Here is a 20,383-nt window from a genome sequence, read left to right as displayed (position 1 = left end):
GCGACCGGTGGACAGACTAGCGACCCTAGCCGTATCTGCGCTGAACGGCGCCCCCAAATCGGTCGCAGGAGCAAATTCACCTCATGTTCTCCGGTTCCATCCCCGCTTTGGTGACCCCGTTCGACCCGGCCGGCGCGTTCGACGAGCGCGCCTATCGCGAGCTGATCGAGTGGCAGGTCGCCGAGGGCTCGTCGGCGCTCGTCCCGTGCGGCACCACCGGCGAGGCCGCGACGCTGACCCAGCAGGAGCAGTTCGCGATCGTGCGGGTCTGCGTCGACCAGGCGCGCGGGCGCGTCCCCGTGATCGCGGGCGCGGGCTCGAACGACACCCGCGTCGCCGCCGCCAACCTGCGCGCCGCGCGGGAGGCCGGCGCCGACGCCGCGCTGATGGTTCCCCCTTATTACAACCGTCCGTCGCAGGAGGGCATCTTCCGCCACTTCGAGGCGCTGGCGCAGGACACGCCGCTGCCGATCGTGCTGTACAACGTGCCCGCGCGCACCGTGACCGATATCCTGCCCGAGACGCTCGCCCGGATCGTCGCCGCGTTCCCGCGGGTGTTCGTCGCGGTGAAGGACGCGTCGGGCGTGCTCCAGCGCGTGTCGCTGCACCGCGCCGCGCTGGGGGCGGACTTCTGCCAGCTCTCGGGCAACGACGATCTCGCGCTCGCCTATAACGCGACCGGCGGGGTGGGGTGTATCTCGGTCACCGCCAACGTCGCGCCGCGGCTCAGCGCCGACTTCCAGCGTGCCTGTGCGGAGAAGGACATGGCGCGCGCGCTGACGCTGCACGACCGGCTCTTCCCGCTCCACGCCGCGCTGTTCAGCGACGCCTCGCCCGGCCCGGTGAAATATGCGATGACTCGGGTGCGGCCGGGCTTCCCCGCCGGACTGCGGCTGCCGATGATCTGGCCGGGCGAGGCGAGCCGGGCGGCGGTCGACGCGGCACTGTCCCACGCGGGGTTGTGAGACGCGAGGGGAGGCGTCCTCTCTCGTCGCCCGCGCCCCTCTTACGTCATCCCCGCGCCCCTCTTACGCCATCCCGCGTCCCTCTTCCGTCATCCCCGCGAAGGCGGGGATCCAGAAACGCCGACGTCAGCGATGGAGCGGAACGGTCCGCGCGTCTGGATCCCCGCCCGCGCGGGGATGACGTATCAATGAGGCGATGACGTACGAAGGGGAACGGACGCCGTCGCGCGATGACGACGGGACGCGGCCGGAAAATCTCGCGGCTCAGGTGATCGTCCCACCCCGTTTCGACCAGCCTGCACGTCCCCTTTGCCCTGGCGCGCGGCTGCGCCTACATCGCGCGCATGTCGCGTCCCAAGCCCGCCACCTTCGACAAGAAGAAGATCGTCGCCGAGAACCGCCGCGCGCGTTTCGATTATGCGATCGACACCACCTATGAGGCGGGGATCGTCCTCAGCGGCACCGAGGTGAAGAGCCTGCGCTTCGGCGAGGGATCGATCGCGGAGAGCTACGCCGAGGTGAAGGGCGACGAGGTCTGGCTGGTCAACTCGAACATCCCCGAGTTCAGCCACGGCAACCGCTTCAACCACGAGCCCAAGCGCCCGCGCAAGCTGCTGCTCCACGAGCGCGAGATCAACAAGCTGCACGGCGCGGTGGCGCGCGACGGCATGACGCTCGTGCCGCTGACCGTCTATTTCAACGGCAAGGGCCGCGCCAAGGTCGAGCTTGCGCTCGCCAAGGGCCGCAAGGCGCACGACAAGCGCGAGCATATCAAGGAGCGCGAGTGGAAGCGCGAGGCGGGGCGCGTGCTGCGTGAGCATAGCTGAGTGCCGACGCGACCGATGACCGCGTGGGACCGGATCGCGGCGTGGAGCCGCCGCAACCTGCCGACGCGCGAGTCGATGGAGCGGAGCCGGCTGCTCCGCCCGGTGGCGCATCGCGTGCTCGCGCCCGAGCTGTGGCGCTTCACGCGCCGCTCGGTGCCGCGCGGGGTGGCGCTGGGCATGGTGGCGGGGATCCTCTTCCCCGTGGCGCAGATCGCGATCGCGGCGCTGATCGCGCTGCCGTTCCGCGCCAACGTCCCCGTCGCGGCGCTGGTGACCTTCATCACCAACCCCTTCACCACGCCCTTCATCCTGTTCGCCGCCTATCAGATCGGGGCGTGGCTGCTGCGCTCCAACGCGCCCGCGGTGGCGCAGCCGGTGGCGGAGGCGGCGACCGGCTGGCTGCAATGGCTGTGGGATGCGGGGCCGCCGCTGGTGCTCGGCCTGCTGGTGCTCACCGCGGTGGCCGCCGCGCTCGGCTACGCGCTGGCCGCGCTCGGCTGGCGGCTGTGGATCGCGCGCAAGTGGCGGCATCGCCGCGACCCGCCGCGCCAAGGCGGCTGCCATTGAGCCCGCTCGCGACGCTGGCGCCGCGCCCCCCGCGTGGTTAAGAGAGCGCGCATCCCATCTGCGACAGACGAGAGGGTGCCACGTACATGCGTTTGACCGCCGCGGCCGCGACGTCGCTGCTCGCTCTCCTCCCCGCCGCGCTGCTCGCCCAGGCGGTGCCTCCGAGCCCTGACGGCGCGACGACGTCCCCCACGCCGACCGCGCACGCACCGCGCTACGGCAGCTTCGGCTTCGACAGCGCGGGCATGGACCGCTCGGTCGCGCCCGGCGACGATTTCTACGCCTTCGCCAACGGCGCCTGGGCCAAGGCCACCGCCATCCCCGCCGACGAGTCGAACTATGGCGCGTTCAACGTGCTGCAGGACCTGTCGCGCGAGCGCACCCGCGGCATCCTCGAGCAGGCGCGGCGCGACCCGAACTCGGCGATCGGGCGCGCCTATGCCGCCTATCTCGACACCGACGCGATCGAGCAGGCCGGGCTCGCGCCGATCCAACCCTGGCTGGCGCGGATCAAAGCGGTCGACCGATCCACCTATCCCGCGCTGCTCGCCGAGGCGGACCGCGCCGGAGTCGATACGCCGATCGGCGTCGCGGTCGGGCAGGATGACAAGCGGCCCGACGTCTACGCCGTCACCCTGGTCCAGTCCGGGCTGGGGATGCCCGACCGCGACTATTATCTCAGCGACGACGCCAGGCTGATCGAGGCGAAGGCGGCCTATCAGGCGCATTGCGCCAGGCTGCTGACGCTCGCGGGCGAGCCCGACGCCGAGCCGCGCGCCGCGGCGCTGGTCGCGTTCGAGACCGAGGTCGCGCGCGCGCACTGGACCCGCGTCGACAGCCGCGACGCCGACAAGACCTACAACAAGATGGCGCTCGCCGACGTGCAGCGCGCCGCGCCCGGGTTCGACGTCGCCGGCTTCCTCAAGGCCGACCGCGCCGCGACCGACACGCTGATCGTCGCGCAGCCGAGCGCGATCACCGGCATCGCCCGGCTGCTCGCCGCGACCCCGGTAGCGGTGCTGCGGGACCAGCTGCTGGTGCGCAGCCTCGACACCTATGCCGACGTGCTGCCGCGCGCGATCGACCAAGAGAGCTTCGCCTTCCAGGGCACGGTGCTCAACGGCACGCCGCAGCAGCAGGAGCGCTGGAAGCGCGCGGTCGCCTTCACCAGCACCGCGCTCACCGACGAGGTCAGCAAGGTCTATGTCGCGCGCTACTTCCCGCCGGCGACCAAGGCCGCGGCCGACGCGATGGTGCGCAACATCATCGCCGCGATGAACCGCCGCATCGACTCGCTCGCCTGGATGGCCCCCGAGACCAAGGTCAAGGCGCATGCCAAGCTCGCCGCTTTCACCCCGCGGATCGGCTATCCCGAGCGCTGGCACGATTATTCGGGGTTGCAGGTGCGCGCCGGCGACGCCTTCGGCAACGCGCTGCGCGCCAACCAGTGGCGCCACGACGACGATCGCGCCAAGCTCGGTACGCCGATCCGGCGCTGGGAATGGGGCATGGCGCCGATGACGGTCAACGCCCAGGCCAATTTCGGGCTGGTCGCGATCACCTTCCCCGCCGCGATCCTACAGCCGCCCTTCTTCGACCCCGCCGCCGACCCGGCGGTGAACTACGGCGGGATCGGCGCGGTGATCGGCCACGAGATGAGCCATCATTTCGACGACCAGGGTGCGAAGTACGACGCCGGCGGCCGGCTGACGCAATGGTGGACCGACCCCGACGTGCAGCGGTTCAAGGCGCTGAGCGACCGGTTGGTGGCGCAGTATGACGCCTATGAGCCGCTCCCCGGCCGCCACGTGAAGGGCGCGCTCACGCTCGGCGAGAACTCCGCCGACCTCGCCGGCCTCGCCGCCGCGCATGACGCCTATCTCGCCTCGCTCGATGGCAGGCCCGCGCCGGTGCTGGACGGCTTCAGCGGCGACCAGCGCTTCTATCTCGGCTGGGCGCAGGTATGGCGCCGCACCTATCGCGAGGCCAATCTGGCGCAGCGGCTGCTCACCGACCCGCACGCGCCGTCCGAGCAGCGCGCCTGGATCGTCCGCAACATGGCGCCCTGGTACCAAGCGTTCGGCGCGACCCCGGGGCAGAAGCTGTACCTCGCGCCCGACGCGCGCGTGACGATCTGGTGAGCGCGGCGCGATGATCCCGCTCGCCTCGCTCGACTCGCGCGGCTGGTGGCGCGGCCAGCGCGGCGCGCTCGGCATCGCGCTCCTCGCCGGCGCGGTGGCCGCGGCGCTGGTGCTGTGGCTGATCGGCGACATGGCGGTGGCGTGCGGCTTCGTCGCCGCCGCGTTGGTGCTCGTCGGCGTCGCGGTCGCGGCGATGCGGCTGCGCGCGCCCGAGGTGGCCGGGCCCGCGGTGGAGCACGACTGGGAGCTGGTCCGCTCGCTCGCCGAGTCGAGCGACGACGCGGTCGCGATCACCGATCGCGGCGGCAAACTGGTCTGCGCCAACGACCGCTACGAGCAGCTGTTCGGCGGCTTCCCCACGCCGCCCGCGCTGCCGCTGGTCGGCGACGGCGCCGGGCAGCTCGCGGTGGCGGGGCGCGCGGCGTGGCGTGACGGCAGCGCGCGCGCGGGGCTGCGCGGTGCCGCGGGCGCGATCGACGCGGTGATCGCGCGCACCGGGCAGCAGCAGGATTTCCTGATCTGGCGCTTCCTCGGCGCCGCCGCGCCCACCGGACAGGTGGCGCGGCTGCTCGAATCGATCGACGGCGGGCTCGGCCACCAGCTCGGCGCGGCCGGGGTGATGGCGGCGCTGATCACCGCCAACGGCCATGTCCTCTCCGCCAACGCGGTGCTGCGCACGCGCGCGACCGGCACGGCCGACGGCACGATCGTCGACGAGGACCTCGCGCGCTTCCTCAGCGAGGACCCGGGCGGCACCGTCCGCTTCCTCGCCGAGGGGGCGAGCGCGACGCCGATGCGGCTGCTCCAGATCCCGCTCGGCGAGGACAGCGACGCGCCGATCCTGGTGGCCATGGTCGACGCCGACAGCAACATCGCCGGGGGCGGCGCGGCGGAGGACCTCGAGGGTCTGCTGATGCTGATGCCGTTCGGCGTCGCGCTGGTCGATCGCGAGGGGCGGTTCACCCAGATGAACCGCGCCTTCGCGCGCGCCGCCAGCGTCGAGCCCGGCGCGACCCCGACCTACCCGGGCGACCTGGTGGTGCGCGAGGACAAGGCCGCGGTGGCCGACGCGATCCGCCGCGCCAGCGGCGGCGGGCGCCCGATGGACCTGGCGGTGCGCCTCAAGGACCATCCCGACGAGCCGGTCGCGCTCTCGATCGCCGCCGCGCGCGGGCTGGGCGACGCCGCGGTGCTGCTCAGCCTCAAGGACAATGGCGAGGAGAACCGGCTCAAGCGCGAGGTGGCACAGGCCACCAAGATGCAGGCGGTGGGCCAGCTCGCCGGCGGCGTCGCGCATGATTTCAACAACATCCTCACCGCGATCATCGGCCATTGCGACCTCATGCTGATGCGTCACTCGCCCGGTGACAGCGACTATGACGACATCCAGCAGATCCGCGCCAACTCGAACCGCGCCGCCAGCCTGACGCGTCAGCTGCTCGCCTTCTCGCGCCAGCAGACCCTGCGCCCGCAGGTGCTGCAGCTGCCCGACGTCGTCTCGGAGGTGTCCAACCTGCTGCGCCGGCTGATGGGCGAGACGGTGACGCTGGAGGTCAAGCACGGCCGCGACCTGGGGCCGGTGCGCGCCGACCCCGGCCAGCTCGAGCAGGTGGTGGTCAACCTGGCGGTCAACGCGCGCGACGCGATGCTGAGCAAGGGTAGCGGCGGCAAGCTGACGATCCAGACGCGCTCCGTCCCGATCGCCGAGATCCGCCGCCGCGGCAGCGACATCGTGCCGATCGGCGACTATACCGCGCTCGACGTGTCCGACACCGGCACGGGCATCCCGCCCGAGGTGCTGCCCAAGATCTTCGAGCCCTTCTTCACCACCAAGGACGTCGGCAAGGGCACCGGGCTGGGGCTGTCGACCGTCTACGGCATCGTGAAACAGTCGGGCGGCTTCATCTTCGCCGACTCCAAGCCGGGGCAGGGCGCCACCTTCACCATCTACCTGCCGGTCTATGCCGCGGGCGCCGCCGAGGCGGGCGCGGCCCCCGCGGCGAGCAAGCCGACCTCGCGGCAGCGCTCGGGCGACCTGTGGGGCAGCGGCACGATCCTGCTGGTCGAGGACGAGGACATGGTCCGCGCCGTGGCCGAGCGCGCGCTGGCGCGCCAGGGCTATACGGTGCTCGCCGCCGAGAACGGCGAGGCCGCGCTGGAGCTGATGCAGGGGGTCGACCGGCCGACGCTGGTGATCTCGGACGTGATGATGCCGGTGATGGACGGGCCGACGCTGGCGCGCCAGCTGCGCCAGGTCCACGCCAACATCCCGATCCTGTTCATGTCGGGCTATGCCGAGGAGCAGCTGCGCCGCTCGATCGACCTCGACAACGTGGCCTTCCTGCCCAAGCCCTTCTCGGTCCAGCAGCTCGCCGAGGCGACGCGCGACGTGCTGGTGGCGCAGGAGGCCCGCGGCGGATCATAACGGGGCCAACGCGCTGTTGCACGCGCGCGCGAGCACGCTATGGCACGCGGCATGACGATGCGCGTGCTCCTGGTCGAAGACGAACCCCTCATCGCGATGATGCTCGAGGACTTCCTCGACGCGCTCGACAAGGGCCATGCCGGCACCGCCGACAGCGTGGAGGCGGCGCTGCCGCTGGTGGAGGCCGGCGGCTTCGACGCCGCGATCCTCGACGTCAACCTGCGCGGCGGCGAGAAGAGCTTCGCCATCGCCGACGCGCTGGCCGAGCGCGACATCCCGTTCGTCTTCGCCACCGGCGGCGGCGGGGACGAGATCGCGCCCGCGCATCGCGAGCGGCCGCGGCTGGCCAAGCCGTTCACGATGGACAATGTCGAGAAGGCGCTCGCCGATCTGGGGTGAGGATGGGCGCCAGTCGGCGGCGTGCCGCGGCGGGGGCTGAGCGATGCTCGTGGTTCCCTCCAATGCTCTCAGACATCCCGTCGATCAGGCTCCTCGCCTCGCAGCGTTTCCTCGTCAGCGCCACCCCGAGTGTCTGGATTCCGCCTCCGCGGGGATGACGGGCGCAGAGAGACGCCCGTGCACACGCTCCTTGCGTGACCGACCGTCCGATCACCCTCTCCGCCACAACATACTTGCGCGAACGCCCCCTCCCGCGACATAGGCGTGCGCGACATGACCCAGACCTTCGACAAGTCCCGCCTGCCGAGCCGCCACGTGTCGGTCGGCCCCGAGCGCGCGCCGCACCGCAGCTATTACTATGCCATGGGCCTCGGCGAGGAGGAGATCGCGCGCCCCTTCGTGGCGCTCGCCTCGGCCGGCAACGACAGCGCCCCCTGCAACACCACGCTCGACGCCCAGGCCGATGCGGCGCGGCGCGGGGTCGAGCAGGGCGGCGGCATGCCGCGCCGCTTCAACACCATCACCGTCACCGACGGCATCGCGATGGGGCACCAGGGCATGAAGGCCTCGCTGGTCAGCCGCGAGGTGATCGCGGACTCGGTCGAGCTCAGCGTGCGCGGTCATTGCTACGACGCGCTGGTCGGCTTCGCGGGGTGCGACAAGTCGCTGCCCGGCATGATGATGGCGATGCTGCGGCTCAACGTGCCCTCGATCTTCGTCTACGGCGGCTCGATCCTGCCGGGTCGCTTCCACGACCGCGACGTCACCGTGGTCGATGTGTTCGAGGTGGTGGGCAAATACGCCGCGGGCGCCTGCCCGCTGTCCGAGGTGCACGAGCTCGAGAAGGTCGCCTGCCCGGGCCATGGCGCGTGCGGCGGTCAGTTCACCGCCAACACGATGGCCTGTGTCGGCGAGGCGATCGGGCTCAGCCTGCCCAACAGCAACATGGTGCCCGCGCCCTATACCACGCGCGAGCAGATCGCGGTCGCCGCGGGGGCGCAGGTGATGGAGCTGGTGGCCCGCCAGCTGCGCCCGCGCGACATCTGCACCCGCGCCGCCTTCGTCAACGCCGCGCGCGTCGTGGCGGCGACCGGCGGCTCGACCAACGCCGCGCTTCACCTCCCGGCCATGGCGAACGAGGCGGGCATCGACTTCGACCTGTTCGACGTTGCTGAGGCTTTCAAAACAACACCTTACATCGCGGACCTTAAGCCTGGCGGAAAGTATGTCGCCAAGGACATGTACGAGGCGGGCGGCGTCTACATGCTGATGAAGACGATGCTCGCGGGCGGGCTGCTCGACGGCGACTGCCTGACGGTGACCGGGCGCACGCTCGGCGAGAACATCGATCAGGTGACGTGGAACCCCGAGCAGAAGGTGATCTACGACGTCCGCACCCCGATCACGCCGACCGGCGGCGTGGTCGGCCTGCGCGGCTCGCTCGCGCCCGACGGCGCGATCGTCAAGGTCGCGGGGATGCACCGGCTGCAGTTCGAGGGGCCGGCGCGCTGCTTCGACTGCGAGGAGGACGCCTTCGCCGCGGTCGAGGCGCGCGCGATCGCGGAGGGCGAGGTGGTCGTGATCCGCTACGAGGGGCCCAAGGGTGGCCCCGGCATGCGCGAGATGCTGTCGACCACCGCGGCGCTCTACGGCCTCGGCATGGGCGAGAAGGTGGCGCTGATCACCGACGGTCGCTTCTCGGGCGGCACGCGCGGCTTCTGCATCGGCCATGTCGGCCCCGAGGCGGCCGAGGGTGGCCCGATCGCGCTGGTGGAGGACGGCGATCCGATCCGCATCGACGCCGAGGCGGGGACGATCGACCTGCTCGTCGACGACGCGGTGCTGGCGGAACGCGGCGCGCGCTGGCAGGCGCGCGAGAACGCTTATGGCGCCGGCGCGCTGTGGCGCTACGCGCGCACGGTCGGGCCGGCGTACCAGGGCGCGGTGACTCACCCGGGTGCCAGGGCCGAGCGCCACGTGTTCGCGGACATCTGAGGGGAGCGCCCTGCGCCGACTGCGCCGCCACCGTCAGTGTCACGGCCCTGAGGGGCAAAGGGGCGGAGGTGCCGTCACCCGGCTCAGGAAGCCAGCCGCGTCACTTCCTTCCGTCATCCCGGACTTGGTCCGGGATCCATGCGGGCGCGTAGTCGGAAGCCGTTGCTCCGATGGAAGCCTAGATCCCGGATCAAGCGCGGGATGACGGAAGGTGTAAAAGGCGCGGCTTGCCTCCTGCGACTGTCCGACGCCATCGACGGGTGATCGAAGCCAGTCGCGGCGACGCCCGCTAAGCGCCCGCATAACCCGCATTATCGGTCCGCAGCATCACCCCGCATTGACACGCGCGTCGCCATGCGGCTCTGACGTGCCGCTCGCGCCCGCGCCGACCGCGCCCGCGCCGTGACATGAGGAAATGGACGCCATGACGCCGCTCGACGGCACGATCGTGCTCGACGCCGCGGCGATGCGCGCCGCCGAGGAGGCGGCGATCGCCGCGGGGACCAGCATCGGGTCGCTGATGCAGCGCGCCGGCCGCGCGGTCGGCGACTCGGTCCACCGCCTCGCTGGGCCGCACGCGGTGCTGGTGGTCTGCGGCCCGGGCAACAACGGCGGCGACGGCTATCTCGCCGCGGCGCGACTGCGCGCGCTCGGCCGCACCGTCCGCGTCGCCGCCGCGGCCGAACCGCGCGGCGCCGCCGCGATCGCCGCGCGCGACGCCTGGGGCGCGGCGGTCGAGCCGCTCGCCGCGGCCGAGCCCGCGCCCGTGCTGGTCGACTCGCTCTACGGCACCGGGCTCAGCCGCGGGCTCGCGGCCGGCGAGGCGGCGGCGCTGGCGCGGCTCGTCGCCGGCGCGGCGCTGGCGATCGCGGTCGACCTGCCCAGCGGCGTCGCCAGCGACGACGGCGCGCTGCTCGGCGCGGTGCCGCGCTACCATGTCACGCTCGCGCTCGGCGCGGCCAAGCCGGCGCATCTGCTCCAGCCCGCCGCGGCGCGCTGCGGCGCGGTGCGCGTGCTGCCGCTCGACCTCGGGCTGAGCGGAGACGCGCGCGCGCTGGCGGCGCCGGCCCTCGCCGCGCCCCCGGTCGACAGCCACAAGTTCAGCCGCGGGATGGTCGCGGTGGTGAAGGGCCGGATGGCGGGAGCGGGCGAGCTCGCCGCGCGCGCCGCGATGCGCGCGGGCGCGGGCTATGTGACGCTGCTCGGCGCGACCATCCCGCAGCCGCCGCACGCGCTGGTGCGCCGCTCGCACGAGCGCGACGATCCGCTCGCCGACGCGCGGATCGGCGCGCTCGTGGTCGGCCCCGGGCTCGGCCGCGACGATCACGCGCGCGACCTGCTCGAGCGCACACTGGCGAGCGACCGCGCGCTGCTGATCGACGGCGACGCGCTCCACCTCGTCACCCCCGAGCGGCTGCGTGCGCGCGGCGGCACGATCGTGCTCACGCCGCACGCGGGCGAGTTCCGCGCGCTGTTCGGGGCGACCGGCGGGTCGAAGCTCGTCGCCGCGCGCGCCGCGGCCGAGCGCGCCGGCGCGGTCGTCGTCTACAAGGGGCCCGACACGGTGATCGCCGCGCCCGACGGTCGCGCGCTGCTCGCGGGCGAGGCGAGCAGCTGGCTCTCCACCGCGGGCAGCGGCGACGTGCTCGCCGGCGCCATCGCGGCGCGACTCGCGGGCGGCGGCGACCCGCTCGACGCGGCCGGTGCCGGGGTGTGGCTCCACGCCGCCGCGGCGCGGCGGCTCGGCGCGGCCTTCCTGGCCGACGACCTCGCCGAGGCGCTGGCGCCGGCGCTCGCCGCGGTGATCCGGGAGACTCGCGCGTGAGCCTGATCGTCAAGGTCGCCGGCGGCGGCGACGGCGTCACCGCGGACGGCCGCTACGCCGCCTTCGCCGCGCCCGGCGACACGCTCGCCGACGACGGCCGCGTGCTGCCCGGCCCGCACCATCAGGTGCCGCCGTGCCGCCACTTTCCGGCGTGCGGGGGGTGCCAGCTCCAGCATCTCGACGATCCGGCCTGGGCCGGCTTCATCACCGAGCGGATCGGGTCGGCGCTGGCGGCACAGGGGCTCGCCGCGCCGATCCGCGCGCCGCTGCTGTCGCCGCCGCGCACGCGGCGCCGCGCGACGCTCCACTTCGAGCCGGCGGGGCGGCTCGGCTTCAGCGCGGAGAAGAGCCACCAGCTCGTCGACCTGCAGGAATGCCACGTGCTCGCGCCCGAGCTGTTCGCGCTGGTCAGACCGCTCAAGCGGCTGCTCGCCTCGTTCAGGGCGCGGCGCCGGCTCGACGTCCATCTCGCGCTCGCCGATCAGGGACCCGACGTGCTCGTCACCGGTGTCGCGCCCGAGGGATTGCAGCACCACGACTCGATCACCGCCTTCGCCCAGGCGCACGGCGTGGCGCGCGTGGCGTTCGACGACGGACTCGGCGCCGAGACGCGCTGGGAGCCCGAGCCGGCCACGGTGACGCTCGGCGGCGTCGCGGTGCCGCTGCCCCCCGGCGCCTTCCTCCAGGCGACGCGCGAGGGCGAGGCGGCGCTGGTCGCGGCGGCGCGCGAGGCGGTCGGCGCACCGGGCACCGTCGCCGACCTGTTCGCCGGGCTCGGCACCTTCGCGCTGGCGATGCCGGGGCGGGTCTACGCCGCCGAGGGCGGGCGCGACGCGCTGCTCGCGCTCAAGGCGGCAGCGGGAAGGGCGGGGCGGCCGGTGTTCACCGAGCATCGCGACCTGTACCGCCGCCCGCTCACCGCGGCCGAGCTCGACCGGTTCGACGCGGTGGTGCTCGACCCGCCGCGCGCCGGCGCGCGCGAGCAGGCCGCGCAGCTGGCCGCCAGCAAGGTGCCAGTGATCGCTTACATATCGTGCAATCCCAGCAGCTTCGCGCGTGATGCTAAGGAGATGGTGGAGGCCGGCTACCGGCTCGACTGGGTGCAGCCGGTGGGGCAGTTCCGCTGGTCGACGCATGTCGAGCTGGCGGCGAGGCTGTCGCGCGCCGGGTGACGGCCTTCCCTCTCGCCGGGGCGTGATGGTTCACGCGGAGGCGCGGAGGCGCAGAGAGGGTGCCGGCGTCGTATAGGTTGCCTGTCGCGGTCGGCGGTCGTGAGAGGATCGTTCGCGCGAGGACGCGAGGACCCGACGGGCCACTCCTCGACGCGCTCTTCGGCCAGCGCACGGAAGTCTGTCAGAGGCTTCCGCCACTCGATGTCCGGGGACAAAGCGTGAGAGGCTGATCCACCTGATGTGAAACGGCGGGGTGCTCCTGCGGGCGTATGAGCTCACAGAGCCACGAGCGTCACGCCTGCGGCTCTGGGCTCCGGCGTTCGCCTGAGCACGGATCGATAGAGGTGGATCAGACCCTGGAGCGCTCCGCGCCTCCGCGCCTCCGCGTGATCGACTCGTCTGGCGCCTTTCGGATGGCACCCCCGACGCAGGCGAGGGAGCCTGACCGACTTCGCCGCCCTTCGCGTCGCCGCGTCCTCGTGTGAACTATCCTGCCGCCGGGTAGCGCGCCCCGACGAAGTACAGGCCGTCCGGCGGCGCGTTGAGCCCGAGCCGCGCGCGATCGGCGGCGCGCAGCGCGTCGGCGAGGTCGTCCGCGTCCCAGCGCCCGAGCCCGACGAGCGCGAGGCAGCCCACCATCGAGCGCACCTGATGGTGGAGGAACGACCGCGCCGCGACGTCCACCGCGAGCCGGTCGCCGTCGCGCCGCACCGCGATCGAGTCGATCGTCTTCACCGGGCTGGCGGACTGGCAATGGGCCGAGCGGAAGGTGGTGAAGTCGTGTCGCCCGACCAGGAGCTGCGCCGCCGCGTGCATCGCCGCGACGTCGAGCGGCTGCGCGACATGCCACGCCAGCCCGCGCTCCACGGTCAGGGGAGCGCGGCGGTTGACGATGCGATAGGTGTAGGAGCGCCCAAGGCAGGAGAAGCGCGCGTGCCAGTCGTCCGCGACGACCTCGCACGCGATGATCGCCACCGGCGCGGGGCGCAGGCGCGCGTTGAGCGCCTCGCCGAGGCGGAAGGCGGTGAGCGGCTTGGCGACATCGAGGTGCGCGCGCATCGCGGTGGCGTGAACCCCCGCGTCGGTGCGGCCGGCGGCGTGGACCGCGACGGTCTCGCCGGTGACCGCGTGCGCCGCCTCCTCGATCGCCTGCTGCACGCTCGGCCCGTGCGCCTGGCGCTGCCAACCCATGAACGGCCGCCCGTCGAACTCGACCGTGAGCGCGAAGCGGGTCACCGCGGCGCGCCCCGCGGCGGCGGGACCCGAGTCACAGCATCGTGCCCGGCGGCAGCGCGAAGCCGCGCAGCAGCTCGCCCGCCTCCATCTCGCCGCGCCCGGCGCGCTGCACCCGGAGCAGCCGGATCGCGCCGGCGCCGCACGCCACCAGCAGCGAGTCGTCGAGTACCGCGCCCGGCGGCCCCGCACCATGCTCGGCGCGCGCGGCGCGCACCTTGATCCGCTCGCCGGCATGTTCGAGGAACGCGCCTGGCGCGGGGTCGAAGGCGAGCACTTGGCGCTCGACCTGCGCGGCGGTGGCGGTGAAGTCGAGCCGCGCCTCCTCCTTGCTGATCTTGGCGGCGTAGGTGACGCCCTCCTCGGGCTGCGGTCGCGGCGGGTGACGGTCGGGATCGGCGAGCACCTCCACCATCAGCCGCGCGCCCATCGCGGCGAGCTCGGCGGTGAGCGCGCCCGCGCTCTTGCCGGCGCAGGCGGTCCGACCCTCCCGTCGCACCGGGCCGGTGTCGAGCCCCGCTTCCATCTGCATGATGCCGACCCCGGTCTCGGCGTCGCCGGCGAGGATCGCGCGCTGCACGGGCGCGGCGCCGCGCCAGCGCGGCAGCAGCGAGCCGTGGACGTTGAGGCAGCCCAGCCGCGGCGCCTCCAGCACCGCGCGCGGCAGGATCAGGCCGTAGGCGGCGACCACCGCGACGTCCGCGCCGAGCGCCGCGAACGCGGCCTGCGCGCCCGCGTCGCGCAGCGTCACCGGCGTGCGCACCGCCAGCCCGAGCGCCTCGCCGCGCCGCTGCACCGGGGAGGGCACCAGCTCGCGCCCGCGCCGCCCGCCCGGCCGCGGCGGCTGACTATAGACCGCGACGACCTCGTGCCCCGCGGCCACCAGCGAGTCGAGCGTCGGCACCGCGAACTCGGGGGTTCCCATGAAGATGATCCGCATGGCGCCAGCTCTCGACACGCTGGCGCGGCGCGACGCAACCCCCTATCTGTTCCGCATGGCATCCCCCGAGATCGAGGCGCTGACCAACGCGCTGGCGCGCCTCCCCGGTTTCGGCCCGCGCTCGGCGCGGCGCGCGGTGCTGCACCTCGTCAAGAAGCGCGAGGGCGCGCTGGCACCGCTGCGCTCGGCGCTGGTGGCCGTGGAGGAGCGGCTGTCGACCTGCTCGACCTGCGGGAACGTCGACACCACCGACCCGTGCGCGATCTGCGCCGACCCGCGCCGCGACGACCGCTCGCTGTGCGTGGTGGAGGACGTCGCCGACCTTTGGGCGCTGGAGCGCTCGCGGCTGTTCCCGGGGCGCTTCCACGTGCTCGGTGGGCGGCTCTCCGCGCTGGAGGGGGTGCGGCCGGAGGACCTCGCGATCGAGCCGCTGCTCGCGCGCGTCGCCGGCGGCGGGGTGGACGAGGTGGTGCTGGCGATGAACGCCACGCTGGAGGGCCAGACGACGGCGCATTATCTCGCCGAGCGGCTCGAGCGCTTCCCAGTGCGGCTGACCCAGCTGGCGCACGGCCTGCCGGTCGGCGGCGAGCTCGACTATCTCGACGAGGGCACGCTGGCGCAGGCGCTGCGCGCGCGTCGCCCCGTGGGGTGAGCGCGCTCGCTTGACGCCTCCCGGGCGCGCCCCTAGCTCGCGCGCATGGCCATTCTCCCGATCGTAGAGGTACCCGACGCGCGGCTGCGCGAGACCTGCGCGCCCGTCGCCGAGGTCAACGACGAGGTGCGCGGCATCGTCGCCGACATGTTCGACACGATGTATGACGCGCGCGGCATCGGGCTCGCCGCGATCCAGGTCGGCATCCTGCGGCGCATCGTCGTGATCGACCTGCAGGAGCGCGAGCTGGAGGAGGGCGAGCCGCCCGAGGCCGCCCGCGCGCCCCAGGCCTTCATCAACCCCGAGATCAGTTGGGTGAGCGAGGAAGAGTCGAGCTACAACGAGGGCTGCCTGTCGATCCCCGAGCAATATGCCGAGGTGACCCGCCCCGAGCGCTGTCGCGTGACCTGGCTCGACACCGCGGGCGAGCGCCACGAGGCCGAGTTCGAGGGCCTGATGTCGACCTGCATGCAGCATGAGATCGACCATCTCAACGGCGTGCTGTTCATCGACCATATCTCGCGGCTGAAGCGGGGCATGCTGCTGAAGAAGCTGGATAAGCTGCGCCGAGGGGGGTGACGTGCCCGGGTGGGCCGGCCGATCGGTGTGCGGCGCGCCGCATCACCGCTGGCGCCGCCCTGGACCCCCGCGTGCGTGAGAGCAGCGCCGTGGCCGATGTCGCGCGCCCGGCACCTGCCGCTTGCGACCGCGCCCACGTTCGATCTATGTTCCGACCATGACCGACCTTCTTCCCGTCGCGCTGATCGCGCTCGCGCTCGGCGGTCTCGCCGGCTGGCTGCTGACCCGCGCCGCGGCCGAGCGGCTGCGCGCCGAGCGCGACGCCCAGGCCGAGCTGTTCCGCCGCGCCATCGCCGACCTCGCCGCCGCGGAGGAGCGCGCGCGCGCGGCCGAGCCGCTCCGCGCCGAGCTCGTCCAGGCACGCGACGAGCGCGAGGCGGCGCGGCTGGAGGTGGCGCGCCTCACCGCGGAGGGGCGCGCCGCCGAGCAGCGCATCGCCGACCTCAGGCTCGCCGCCGACGAGCTCAGCGCGCGCTTCCGCGACGCCGCGCAGACCGCGCTCACCGACGCGCAGAAGGCGTTCCTCGAGCGCGCCGAGGCGCGGCTGCGCCAGTCCGAGGAGCAGGCCGGGCAGGGGCTCAAGGCGCTGCTCCAGCCGGTCAACGACCGGCTCCAGCGCTACGAGGAGGGGGTCGCCAAGATCGAGGCCGAGCGGCGCGATTCCTTCAGCAACCTGAAGGGGCAGATCGAGCAGATGCGGCTCGGCCAGGAGCGCGTCTCGGGCGAGGCGGCGAAACTGGTCAACGCGCTGCGCAACGCCCCCAAGGCGCGCGGGCGCTGGGGCGAGCAGCAGCTGCGCAACGTGCTCGAGTCGTGCGGGCTCGCCGAGCATACCGACTTCCAGATGGAGGTCAGCGTCGCGGGCGAGGACGGCGCTCGACTGCGCCCCGACGCGATCGTCCGCGTGCCCGGCGGCAAGTCGCTGATCGTCGACGCCAAGGTCTCGCTCAACGCCTATCAGGACGCGTTCGGCGCGGTCGACGAGGCGGAGCGCCAGCTCGGGCTCGCGGCGCACGCCCAGTCGATGCGCGCGCACGTCAGCGCGCTCGGCGCGAAGGCCTATTGGACCCAGTTCAGCGACGCGCCCGAATATGTCGTGATGTTCGTGCCCGGCGAGCATTTCCTCTCCGCCGCGCTGGAGCACGACCCGACCCTGTGGGACTTCGCCTTCGATCGGCGCGTGCTGCTCGCGACACCCACCAACCTGATCGCGATCGCGCGCACCGTCTCGGCGGTGTGGCGGCAGGAGAAACTCGCGCGCGAGGCGCAGGAGATCGGCGCGCTGGGCAAGGAACTCTACGCGCGGCTGGCGACGATGGGGACGCATGTGGCGCGGCTCGGCAAGAACCTCGACACCGCGATGGGCGCCTATAATAGCTTCGTGGGCAGTCTCGAGAGCCAGGTGCTGACCAGCGCGCGACGCTTCGAGGCGCTCAACGTGGACACGGGCAACAAGACGATCGAGCCGCTGCCGGTCGGCGAGCAGGCGGCGCGCCCGCTCACCAAGCTGGCGACGAGCGCGCCCGAGGCGCTGCTGGGTGACGCGCTCGAGGACGCGGCGGAGTAGCCGAGCCGATGGAGCGCGAGGTCCCGTGTGCGCCCGCGGCGCTACCGCCTTCGCTCGCCGAGGCGCTCGAGGGCTATCGCTGGGCGCGCGACACCGTCGGTGAGTCGGGCGGGGCGGTCTATCACCTCCGCGGTGGCGCCGGCGGCCCCGACCTGTACCTCAAGCACGGTGTCGGCGCGGTCGCGGACGACGTCACCGACGAGATGGCTCGGCTGGTCTGGCTGTCGCCCCGCATCGCGGTGCCGCCGCTCATCCATTTCGTTCGCGACGCGGCCTCGGCATGGCTCGTCACCGGCATGCTGGAGGGGGAGACCGCCTATCAGTTGCTGGAGCGGGCGCCGGGGCAGCGTGGCGCCGTCGTGGACGCGCTGGCCGACTTTCTCCGGCAGTTGCACGCGATCCCGGCCGCGGACTGTCCCTTCGTCGCCGACCATCGCCTCCGCCTCCGACATGCCCGCGCGCGGATCGACGCCGGTCTGGTCGAGGAAGAGGAATTCGACCCGGCGCGCGCGGGCTGGAGCGCCGAGCAGGTCTGGGCCGCGCTCGGTGCGCTCCAGCCTGTCGCGCCCGAGCCGGTGGTGACGCACGGCGACTATTCGCTCGACAATCTCCTGCTCCGCGATGGTGCGGTGACGGGCTGCATCGATCTCGGTCGCGTCGGTGTCGCCGACCGCTACCAAGACGTCGCGATCATGTGGAACTGCCTCGGCGAGTTCGACCATTCGCTGCGCGACCGCTTCCTCGATCGCTATGACGCGCGTCCGCTCGATGAACAGCGGCTCGACTTTCACCTGCTGCTGGACGAACTGTTCTGAAGCGGAGCACCGCGCGATGTCCGGAGTAAGCCGATGAGCCTGACTGTCCTCGCCGCGACCGCCTCGCTTGCCGCCGCGCTGACCGCCGCCGTCGCGGCGCCCGAGGCGGCCCCGATGGTGCGGATCGCCGAGCTCGAGATCGATCCGGCGCAGCTCGACTCGTACAAGCGCATCCTCGCCGAGGAGCAGGAGGCGTCGGTGCGGCTCGAGCCGGGCGTGCTGATGCTCCACTCGGTCGCGCTGGCGGAGCGGCCGACCGCGGTGCGGCTGCTCGAGGTCTATGCCAGCCGCGCCGCCTATGAGGCACATATCCGCTCGCCGCATTTCCTGCGATACAAGAGCTCGACCGAGCGGATGGTACGGTCGCTGCGGCTGGTGGAGACGCGGCCGATCCTGCTCTGCGCCAAGTCGAGGGGCGCGGAGGGCGGCCCGGTCACCTGCCTGTGAGGGCGTGGGCGAGCCGCCCGACACCTGTCCTACGCTGCCTCGGAGCGGGTATCGCACCGGCATGGGCTCGCCGCCGCTCACCCTCCGCCGCGCACGACGACCGGCCCGCCGCGATCCCGCCTTGATCGGCGGCGTGGCGGCCCGCCGCGGGGCCGGTCCGACCTGCGTCCCTGCCGCGATCCGCGCCAGCGACTCAACATTCGCAACATTGGCGCGGGAGTCGACCCATCGTCCGTCCCCTGCGGTCCGCCGGAACGGCGCGCCGGACACGCCTGCCCGCACCCGCGTCGGCCACTCGACGCCCGCGCGCGCGCCGAGGCCGCGTCGGTCACCCGCGCTGCTGCGACAGCACCTCATAGGCCATCACCGCGGTGGCGACCGCGGCGTTGAGGCTGTCGGCCTTGCCCCGCATCGGCAGCTTGACCAGCAGGTCGCACTCGGCCTCGTAGGCCTCGGGCAGCCCCTGCGCCTCGTTGCCGGTGAGCAGGAAGGTCGGCGCGGCGTAGCGCGCGTCGCGGTAGCCGTGCTCGGTCTGGAGGCTCAGCCCGACCAGCTGCCCCGCGCCGCCGCGCAGCCACGCGAGGAAGTCGCCCCAGGGTGCGCGCGCGATCGGCACCGTGAACAGCGCCCCCATGCTGGCGCGCACCGCCTCGGTGGAGAAGGGGTCGACGCACTCGTCGACCAGGATCAGCCCGCCCGCGCCGACCGCGTCGCCGGTGCGCAGGATCGTGCCGAGATTGCCCGGGTCGCGCAGCCGCTCGGCCACCAGCCAGATCGGTGCGGCGTGGCGGTCGAGCGCGGCGAGCGGCGTCTCGAACGTCTCGAACACGCCCACCACCGCCTGCGGATTGTCCTTGCCAGACAGTTTGGAGAGGATGTCGGGGATGGTCTCGATCGCCTCGCCGCCGCGCGCCTCGACCGCCTCGACCAGCGCGACCACCAGCGGGTGGCGCGCGCTCGCCGCGGCGAAGAAGAGGTAGCGCGGCACGCGCCCGGTCTCGCGCGCCTCGGTGAGGATGCGCAGCCCCTCGGCGAGGAACAGCCCCTCCTCGCGGCGATGGCGCTTGTCGCGAAGGCCCTGGACTCGCTTGACGAGCGGGTTGGAGTAAGCGGTGACGGTGCGGGGCATGAGCGGGCGGCGGCGCGGACCTCAGTCCTCGCCGAACTTGCCCTCGACCAAGGCGCACATGGTCGCGACGACGTGCTCTGCCGAATCGCCCTCGGCGCTGATCGTGATCTGGTCGCCCTTGGCCGCGCCGAGCATCATCAGCCCCATGATCGAGGTGCCGACCACCTCCGAGTCGCCCTTGGCGACCTTCACCGGCGCGGGCTGGCCCGAGGCGAGCGTGACGAACTTGGCGCTGGCGCGCGCGTGCAGGCCGCGGCGGTTGGTCACCTCCACGGTACGCGAGACCGTCACGCCGCCGCCTCGCCGAGCACTTCCGACGCCACCGAGATGTACTTGCGACCGGCCTCGCGCGCCGCGGCGACCGCGGCGGTGACCGTCATCGCCTTGCGCGCCGACTCGAGCCGGATCAGCATCGGCAGGTTGATCCCCGCGATCACCTCGATCCGCCCGCGCTCCATCAGCGAGATGGCGAGGTTGGAGGGGGTCCCGCCGAACAGGTCGGTCAGCACGATCACGCCGCGCCCGGAATCGACCTCGGCGATCGCGCCGGCGATGTCGGCGCGGCGCGCCTCCATGTCGTCGTCGGGGCCGATCGCGACCGTGCGCACCTGTCCCTGCGGGCCGACGACATGTTCCATCGCCGTCACGAACTCGTCCGCGAGGCGGCCGTGGGTGACGAGCACGAGACCGATCACGGGTCCGAGC

19 protein-coding genes are annotated in these 20,383 nt (G+C 73.0%); 14 read left to right on the top strand and 5 right to left on the bottom strand.

Annotated elements, in window-relative coordinates:
- Positions 1–83: 83 nt before the first annotated feature.
- The 9 genes from dapA to KZ813_RS03665 all read left to right on the top strand — a co-directional run bounded on the left by dapA (position 84) and on the right by KZ813_RS03665 (position 12,316).
- Positions 84–965, top strand: a complete 882-nt coding sequence (gene dapA, locus KZ813_RS03705; RefSeq protein ID WP_219753619.1) for a 4-hydroxy-tetrahydrodipicolinate synthase — start codon at positions 84–86, stop codon at positions 963–965.
- A 344-nt stretch (positions 966–1,309) separates the two neighbouring features.
- On the top strand, positions 1,310–1,792 hold the full coding sequence (gene smpB, locus KZ813_RS03700) for an SsrA-binding protein SmpB (protein WP_183919879.1): 483 nt from the start codon (positions 1,310–1,312) through the stop codon (positions 1,790–1,792).
- A 15-nt stretch (positions 1,793–1,807) separates the two neighbouring features.
- Positions 1,808–2,359 (top strand): DUF2062 domain-containing protein, encoded by a 552-nt coding sequence (locus KZ813_RS03695; RefSeq protein WP_219753841.1) that lies wholly within the window; start codon positions 1,808–1,810, stop codon positions 2,357–2,359.
- 86 nt (positions 2,360–2,445) lie between these two features.
- The gene (locus KZ813_RS03690; RefSeq protein ID WP_219753618.1) at positions 2,446–4,500 is read left to right on the top strand and encodes a M13 family metallopeptidase; all 2,055 of its coding nucleotides are present in this window, start codon (positions 2,446–2,448) and stop codon (positions 4,498–4,500) included.
- 10 nt (positions 4,501–4,510) lie between these two features.
- Positions 4,511–6,925, top strand: a complete 2,415-nt coding sequence (locus KZ813_RS03685; protein ID WP_219753617.1) for an ATP-binding protein — start codon at positions 4,511–4,513, stop codon at positions 6,923–6,925.
- A gap of 51 nt (positions 6,926–6,976) precedes the next feature.
- Positions 6,977–7,324 (top strand): response regulator, encoded by a 348-nt coding sequence (locus KZ813_RS03680; protein ID WP_219753616.1) that lies wholly within the window; start codon positions 6,977–6,979, stop codon positions 7,322–7,324.
- Positions 7,325–7,597: 273 nt separating this feature from the next.
- Positions 7,598–9,319, top strand: a complete 1,722-nt coding sequence (gene ilvD, locus KZ813_RS03675; protein ID WP_219753615.1) for a dihydroxy-acid dehydratase — start codon at positions 7,598–7,600, stop codon at positions 9,317–9,319.
- 424 nt (positions 9,320–9,743) lie between these two features.
- Entirely contained in the window at positions 9,744–11,144 is a 1,401-nt protein-coding gene (locus KZ813_RS03670; RefSeq protein WP_219753614.1) for an NAD(P)H-hydrate dehydratase, read from the top strand.
- On the top strand, positions 11,141–12,316 hold the full coding sequence (locus tag KZ813_RS03665; protein WP_219753613.1) for a class I SAM-dependent RNA methyltransferase: 1,176 nt from the start codon (positions 11,141–11,143) through the stop codon (positions 12,314–12,316). Before KZ813_RS03670 ends, KZ813_RS03665 begins: the two co-directional genes overlap by 4 nt.
- A gap of 486 nt (positions 12,317–12,802) precedes the next feature.
- Here the strand turns inward: KZ813_RS03665 and truA are convergent, their stop codons facing one another.
- Together truA and fmt are read right to left on the bottom strand one after the other, a co-directional pair.
- A complete protein-coding gene (gene truA, locus KZ813_RS03660; RefSeq protein WP_219753612.1) occupies positions 12,803–13,552 on the bottom strand; it encodes a tRNA pseudouridine(38-40) synthase TruA in 750 nt (249 codons plus the stop codon).
- 31 nt (positions 13,553–13,583) lie between these two features.
- Positions 13,584–14,489 (bottom strand): methionyl-tRNA formyltransferase, encoded by a 906-nt coding sequence (fmt, locus tag KZ813_RS03655; RefSeq protein ID WP_219753611.1) that lies wholly within the window; start codon positions 14,487–14,489, stop codon positions 13,584–13,586.
- A 55-nt stretch (positions 14,490–14,544) separates the two neighbouring features.
- On the opposite strand from fmt, the gene recR reads away from it, so the two are divergent.
- The 5 genes from recR (at position 14,545) to KZ813_RS03630 (ending at position 18,549) form a co-directional block, all read left to right on the top strand.
- Positions 14,545–15,141, top strand: a complete 597-nt coding sequence (gene recR, locus KZ813_RS03650; RefSeq protein WP_219753840.1) for a recombination mediator RecR — start codon at positions 14,545–14,547, stop codon at positions 15,139–15,141.
- A 45-nt stretch (positions 15,142–15,186) separates the two neighbouring features.
- Positions 15,187–15,720, top strand: a complete 534-nt coding sequence (gene def, locus KZ813_RS03645) for a peptide deformylase (protein ID WP_219753610.1) — start codon at positions 15,187–15,189, stop codon at positions 15,718–15,720.
- A 157-nt stretch (positions 15,721–15,877) separates the two neighbouring features.
- Positions 15,878–17,287: a DNA recombination protein RmuC gene (locus KZ813_RS03640; RefSeq protein WP_219753609.1), complete on the top strand. Its 1,410-nt coding sequence runs from the start codon at positions 15,878–15,880 to the stop codon at positions 17,285–17,287.
- Positions 17,288–17,295: 8 nt separating this feature from the next.
- Positions 17,296–18,102, top strand: a complete 807-nt coding sequence (locus tag KZ813_RS03635) for an APH(3')-I family aminoglycoside O-phosphotransferase (RefSeq protein WP_219753608.1) — start codon at positions 17,296–17,298, stop codon at positions 18,100–18,102.
- Positions 18,103–18,135: 33 nt separating this feature from the next.
- Positions 18,136–18,549, top strand: coding sequence for a putative quinol monooxygenase (locus KZ813_RS03630; RefSeq protein ID WP_219753607.1), 414 nt, complete (start codon positions 18,136–18,138; stop codon positions 18,547–18,549).
- 328 nt (positions 18,550–18,877) lie between these two features.
- Here the strand turns inward: KZ813_RS03630 and KZ813_RS03625 are convergent, their stop codons facing one another.
- Genes KZ813_RS03625 through KZ813_RS03615 form a run of 3 tightly spaced genes read right to left on the bottom strand, consistent with a single transcriptional unit; the run spans position 18,878 to position 20,373 of the window.
- The gene (locus KZ813_RS03625; protein ID WP_219753606.1) at positions 18,878–19,678 is read right to left on the bottom strand and encodes a TrmH family RNA methyltransferase; all 801 of its coding nucleotides are present in this window, start codon (positions 19,676–19,678) and stop codon (positions 18,878–18,880) included.
- 21 nt (positions 19,679–19,699) lie between these two features.
- Positions 19,700–19,969 (bottom strand): HPr family phosphocarrier protein, encoded by a 270-nt coding sequence (locus tag KZ813_RS03620; protein WP_219753605.1) that lies wholly within the window; start codon positions 19,967–19,969, stop codon positions 19,700–19,702.
- The gene (locus KZ813_RS03615; RefSeq protein ID WP_183921381.1) at positions 19,966–20,373 is read right to left on the bottom strand and encodes a PTS sugar transporter subunit IIA; all 408 of its coding nucleotides are present in this window, start codon (positions 20,371–20,373) and stop codon (positions 19,966–19,968) included. The genes KZ813_RS03620 and KZ813_RS03615 overlap by 4 nt, the downstream gene beginning before the upstream one ends.
- Positions 20,374–20,383 lie beyond the last annotated feature (10 nt).

The organism is Sphingomonas folli, assembly GCF_019429525.1.
Taxonomy (GTDB): Bacteria; Pseudomonadota; Alphaproteobacteria; order Sphingomonadales; family Sphingomonadaceae; genus Sphingomonas; species Sphingomonas folii.
This window is presented reverse-complemented; position numbering and strand designations above follow the sequence as displayed.

What these genes read in the sequence shown, in the direction of transcription:
- def (WP_219753610.1), top strand. Translation starts at nt 15,187, where the DNA reads ATGGCCATTCTCCCGATCGTAGAGGTACCCGACGCGCGGCTGCGCGAG.
- KZ813_RS03640 (WP_219753609.1), top strand. Translation starts at nt 15,878, where the DNA reads ATGACCGACCTTCTTCCCGTCGCGCTGATCGCGCTCGCGCTCGGCGGT.
- recR (WP_219753840.1), top strand. Translation starts at nt 14,545, where the DNA reads ATGGCATCCCCCGAGATCGAGGCGCTGACCAACGCGCTGGCGCGCCTC.
- dapA (WP_219753619.1), top strand. Translation starts at nt 84, where the DNA reads ATGTTCTCCGGTTCCATCCCCGCTTTGGTGACCCCGTTCGACCCGGCC.
- KZ813_RS03695 (WP_219753841.1), top strand. Translation starts at nt 1,808, where the DNA reads ATGACCGCGTGGGACCGGATCGCGGCGTGGAGCCGCCGCAACCTGCCG.
- KZ813_RS03625 (WP_219753606.1), bottom strand. Translation starts at nt 19,678, where the DNA reads ATGCCCCGCACCGTCACCGCTTACTCCAACCCGCTCGTCAAGCGAGTC.
- KZ813_RS03690 (WP_219753618.1), top strand. Translation starts at nt 2,446, where the DNA reads ATGCGTTTGACCGCCGCGGCCGCGACGTCGCTGCTCGCTCTCCTCCCC.
- KZ813_RS03630 (WP_219753607.1), top strand. Translation starts at nt 18,136, where the DNA reads ATGAGCCTGACTGTCCTCGCCGCGACCGCCTCGCTTGCCGCCGCGCTG.
- smpB (WP_183919879.1), top strand. Translation starts at nt 1,310, where the DNA reads ATGTCGCGTCCCAAGCCCGCCACCTTCGACAAGAAGAAGATCGTCGCC.
- ilvD (WP_219753615.1), top strand. Translation starts at nt 7,598, where the DNA reads ATGACCCAGACCTTCGACAAGTCCCGCCTGCCGAGCCGCCACGTGTCG.
- KZ813_RS03685 (WP_219753617.1), top strand. Translation starts at nt 4,511, where the DNA reads ATGATCCCGCTCGCCTCGCTCGACTCGCGCGGCTGGTGGCGCGGCCAG.
- KZ813_RS03670 (WP_219753614.1), top strand. Translation starts at nt 9,744, where the DNA reads ATGACGCCGCTCGACGGCACGATCGTGCTCGACGCCGCGGCGATGCGC.
- KZ813_RS03680 (WP_219753616.1), top strand. Translation starts at nt 6,977, where the DNA reads ATGACGATGCGCGTGCTCCTGGTCGAAGACGAACCCCTCATCGCGATG.
- fmt (WP_219753611.1), bottom strand. Translation starts at nt 14,489, where the DNA reads ATGCGGATCATCTTCATGGGAACCCCCGAGTTCGCGGTGCCGACGCTC.
- KZ813_RS03635 (WP_219753608.1), top strand. Translation starts at nt 17,296, where the DNA reads ATGGAGCGCGAGGTCCCGTGTGCGCCCGCGGCGCTACCGCCTTCGCTC.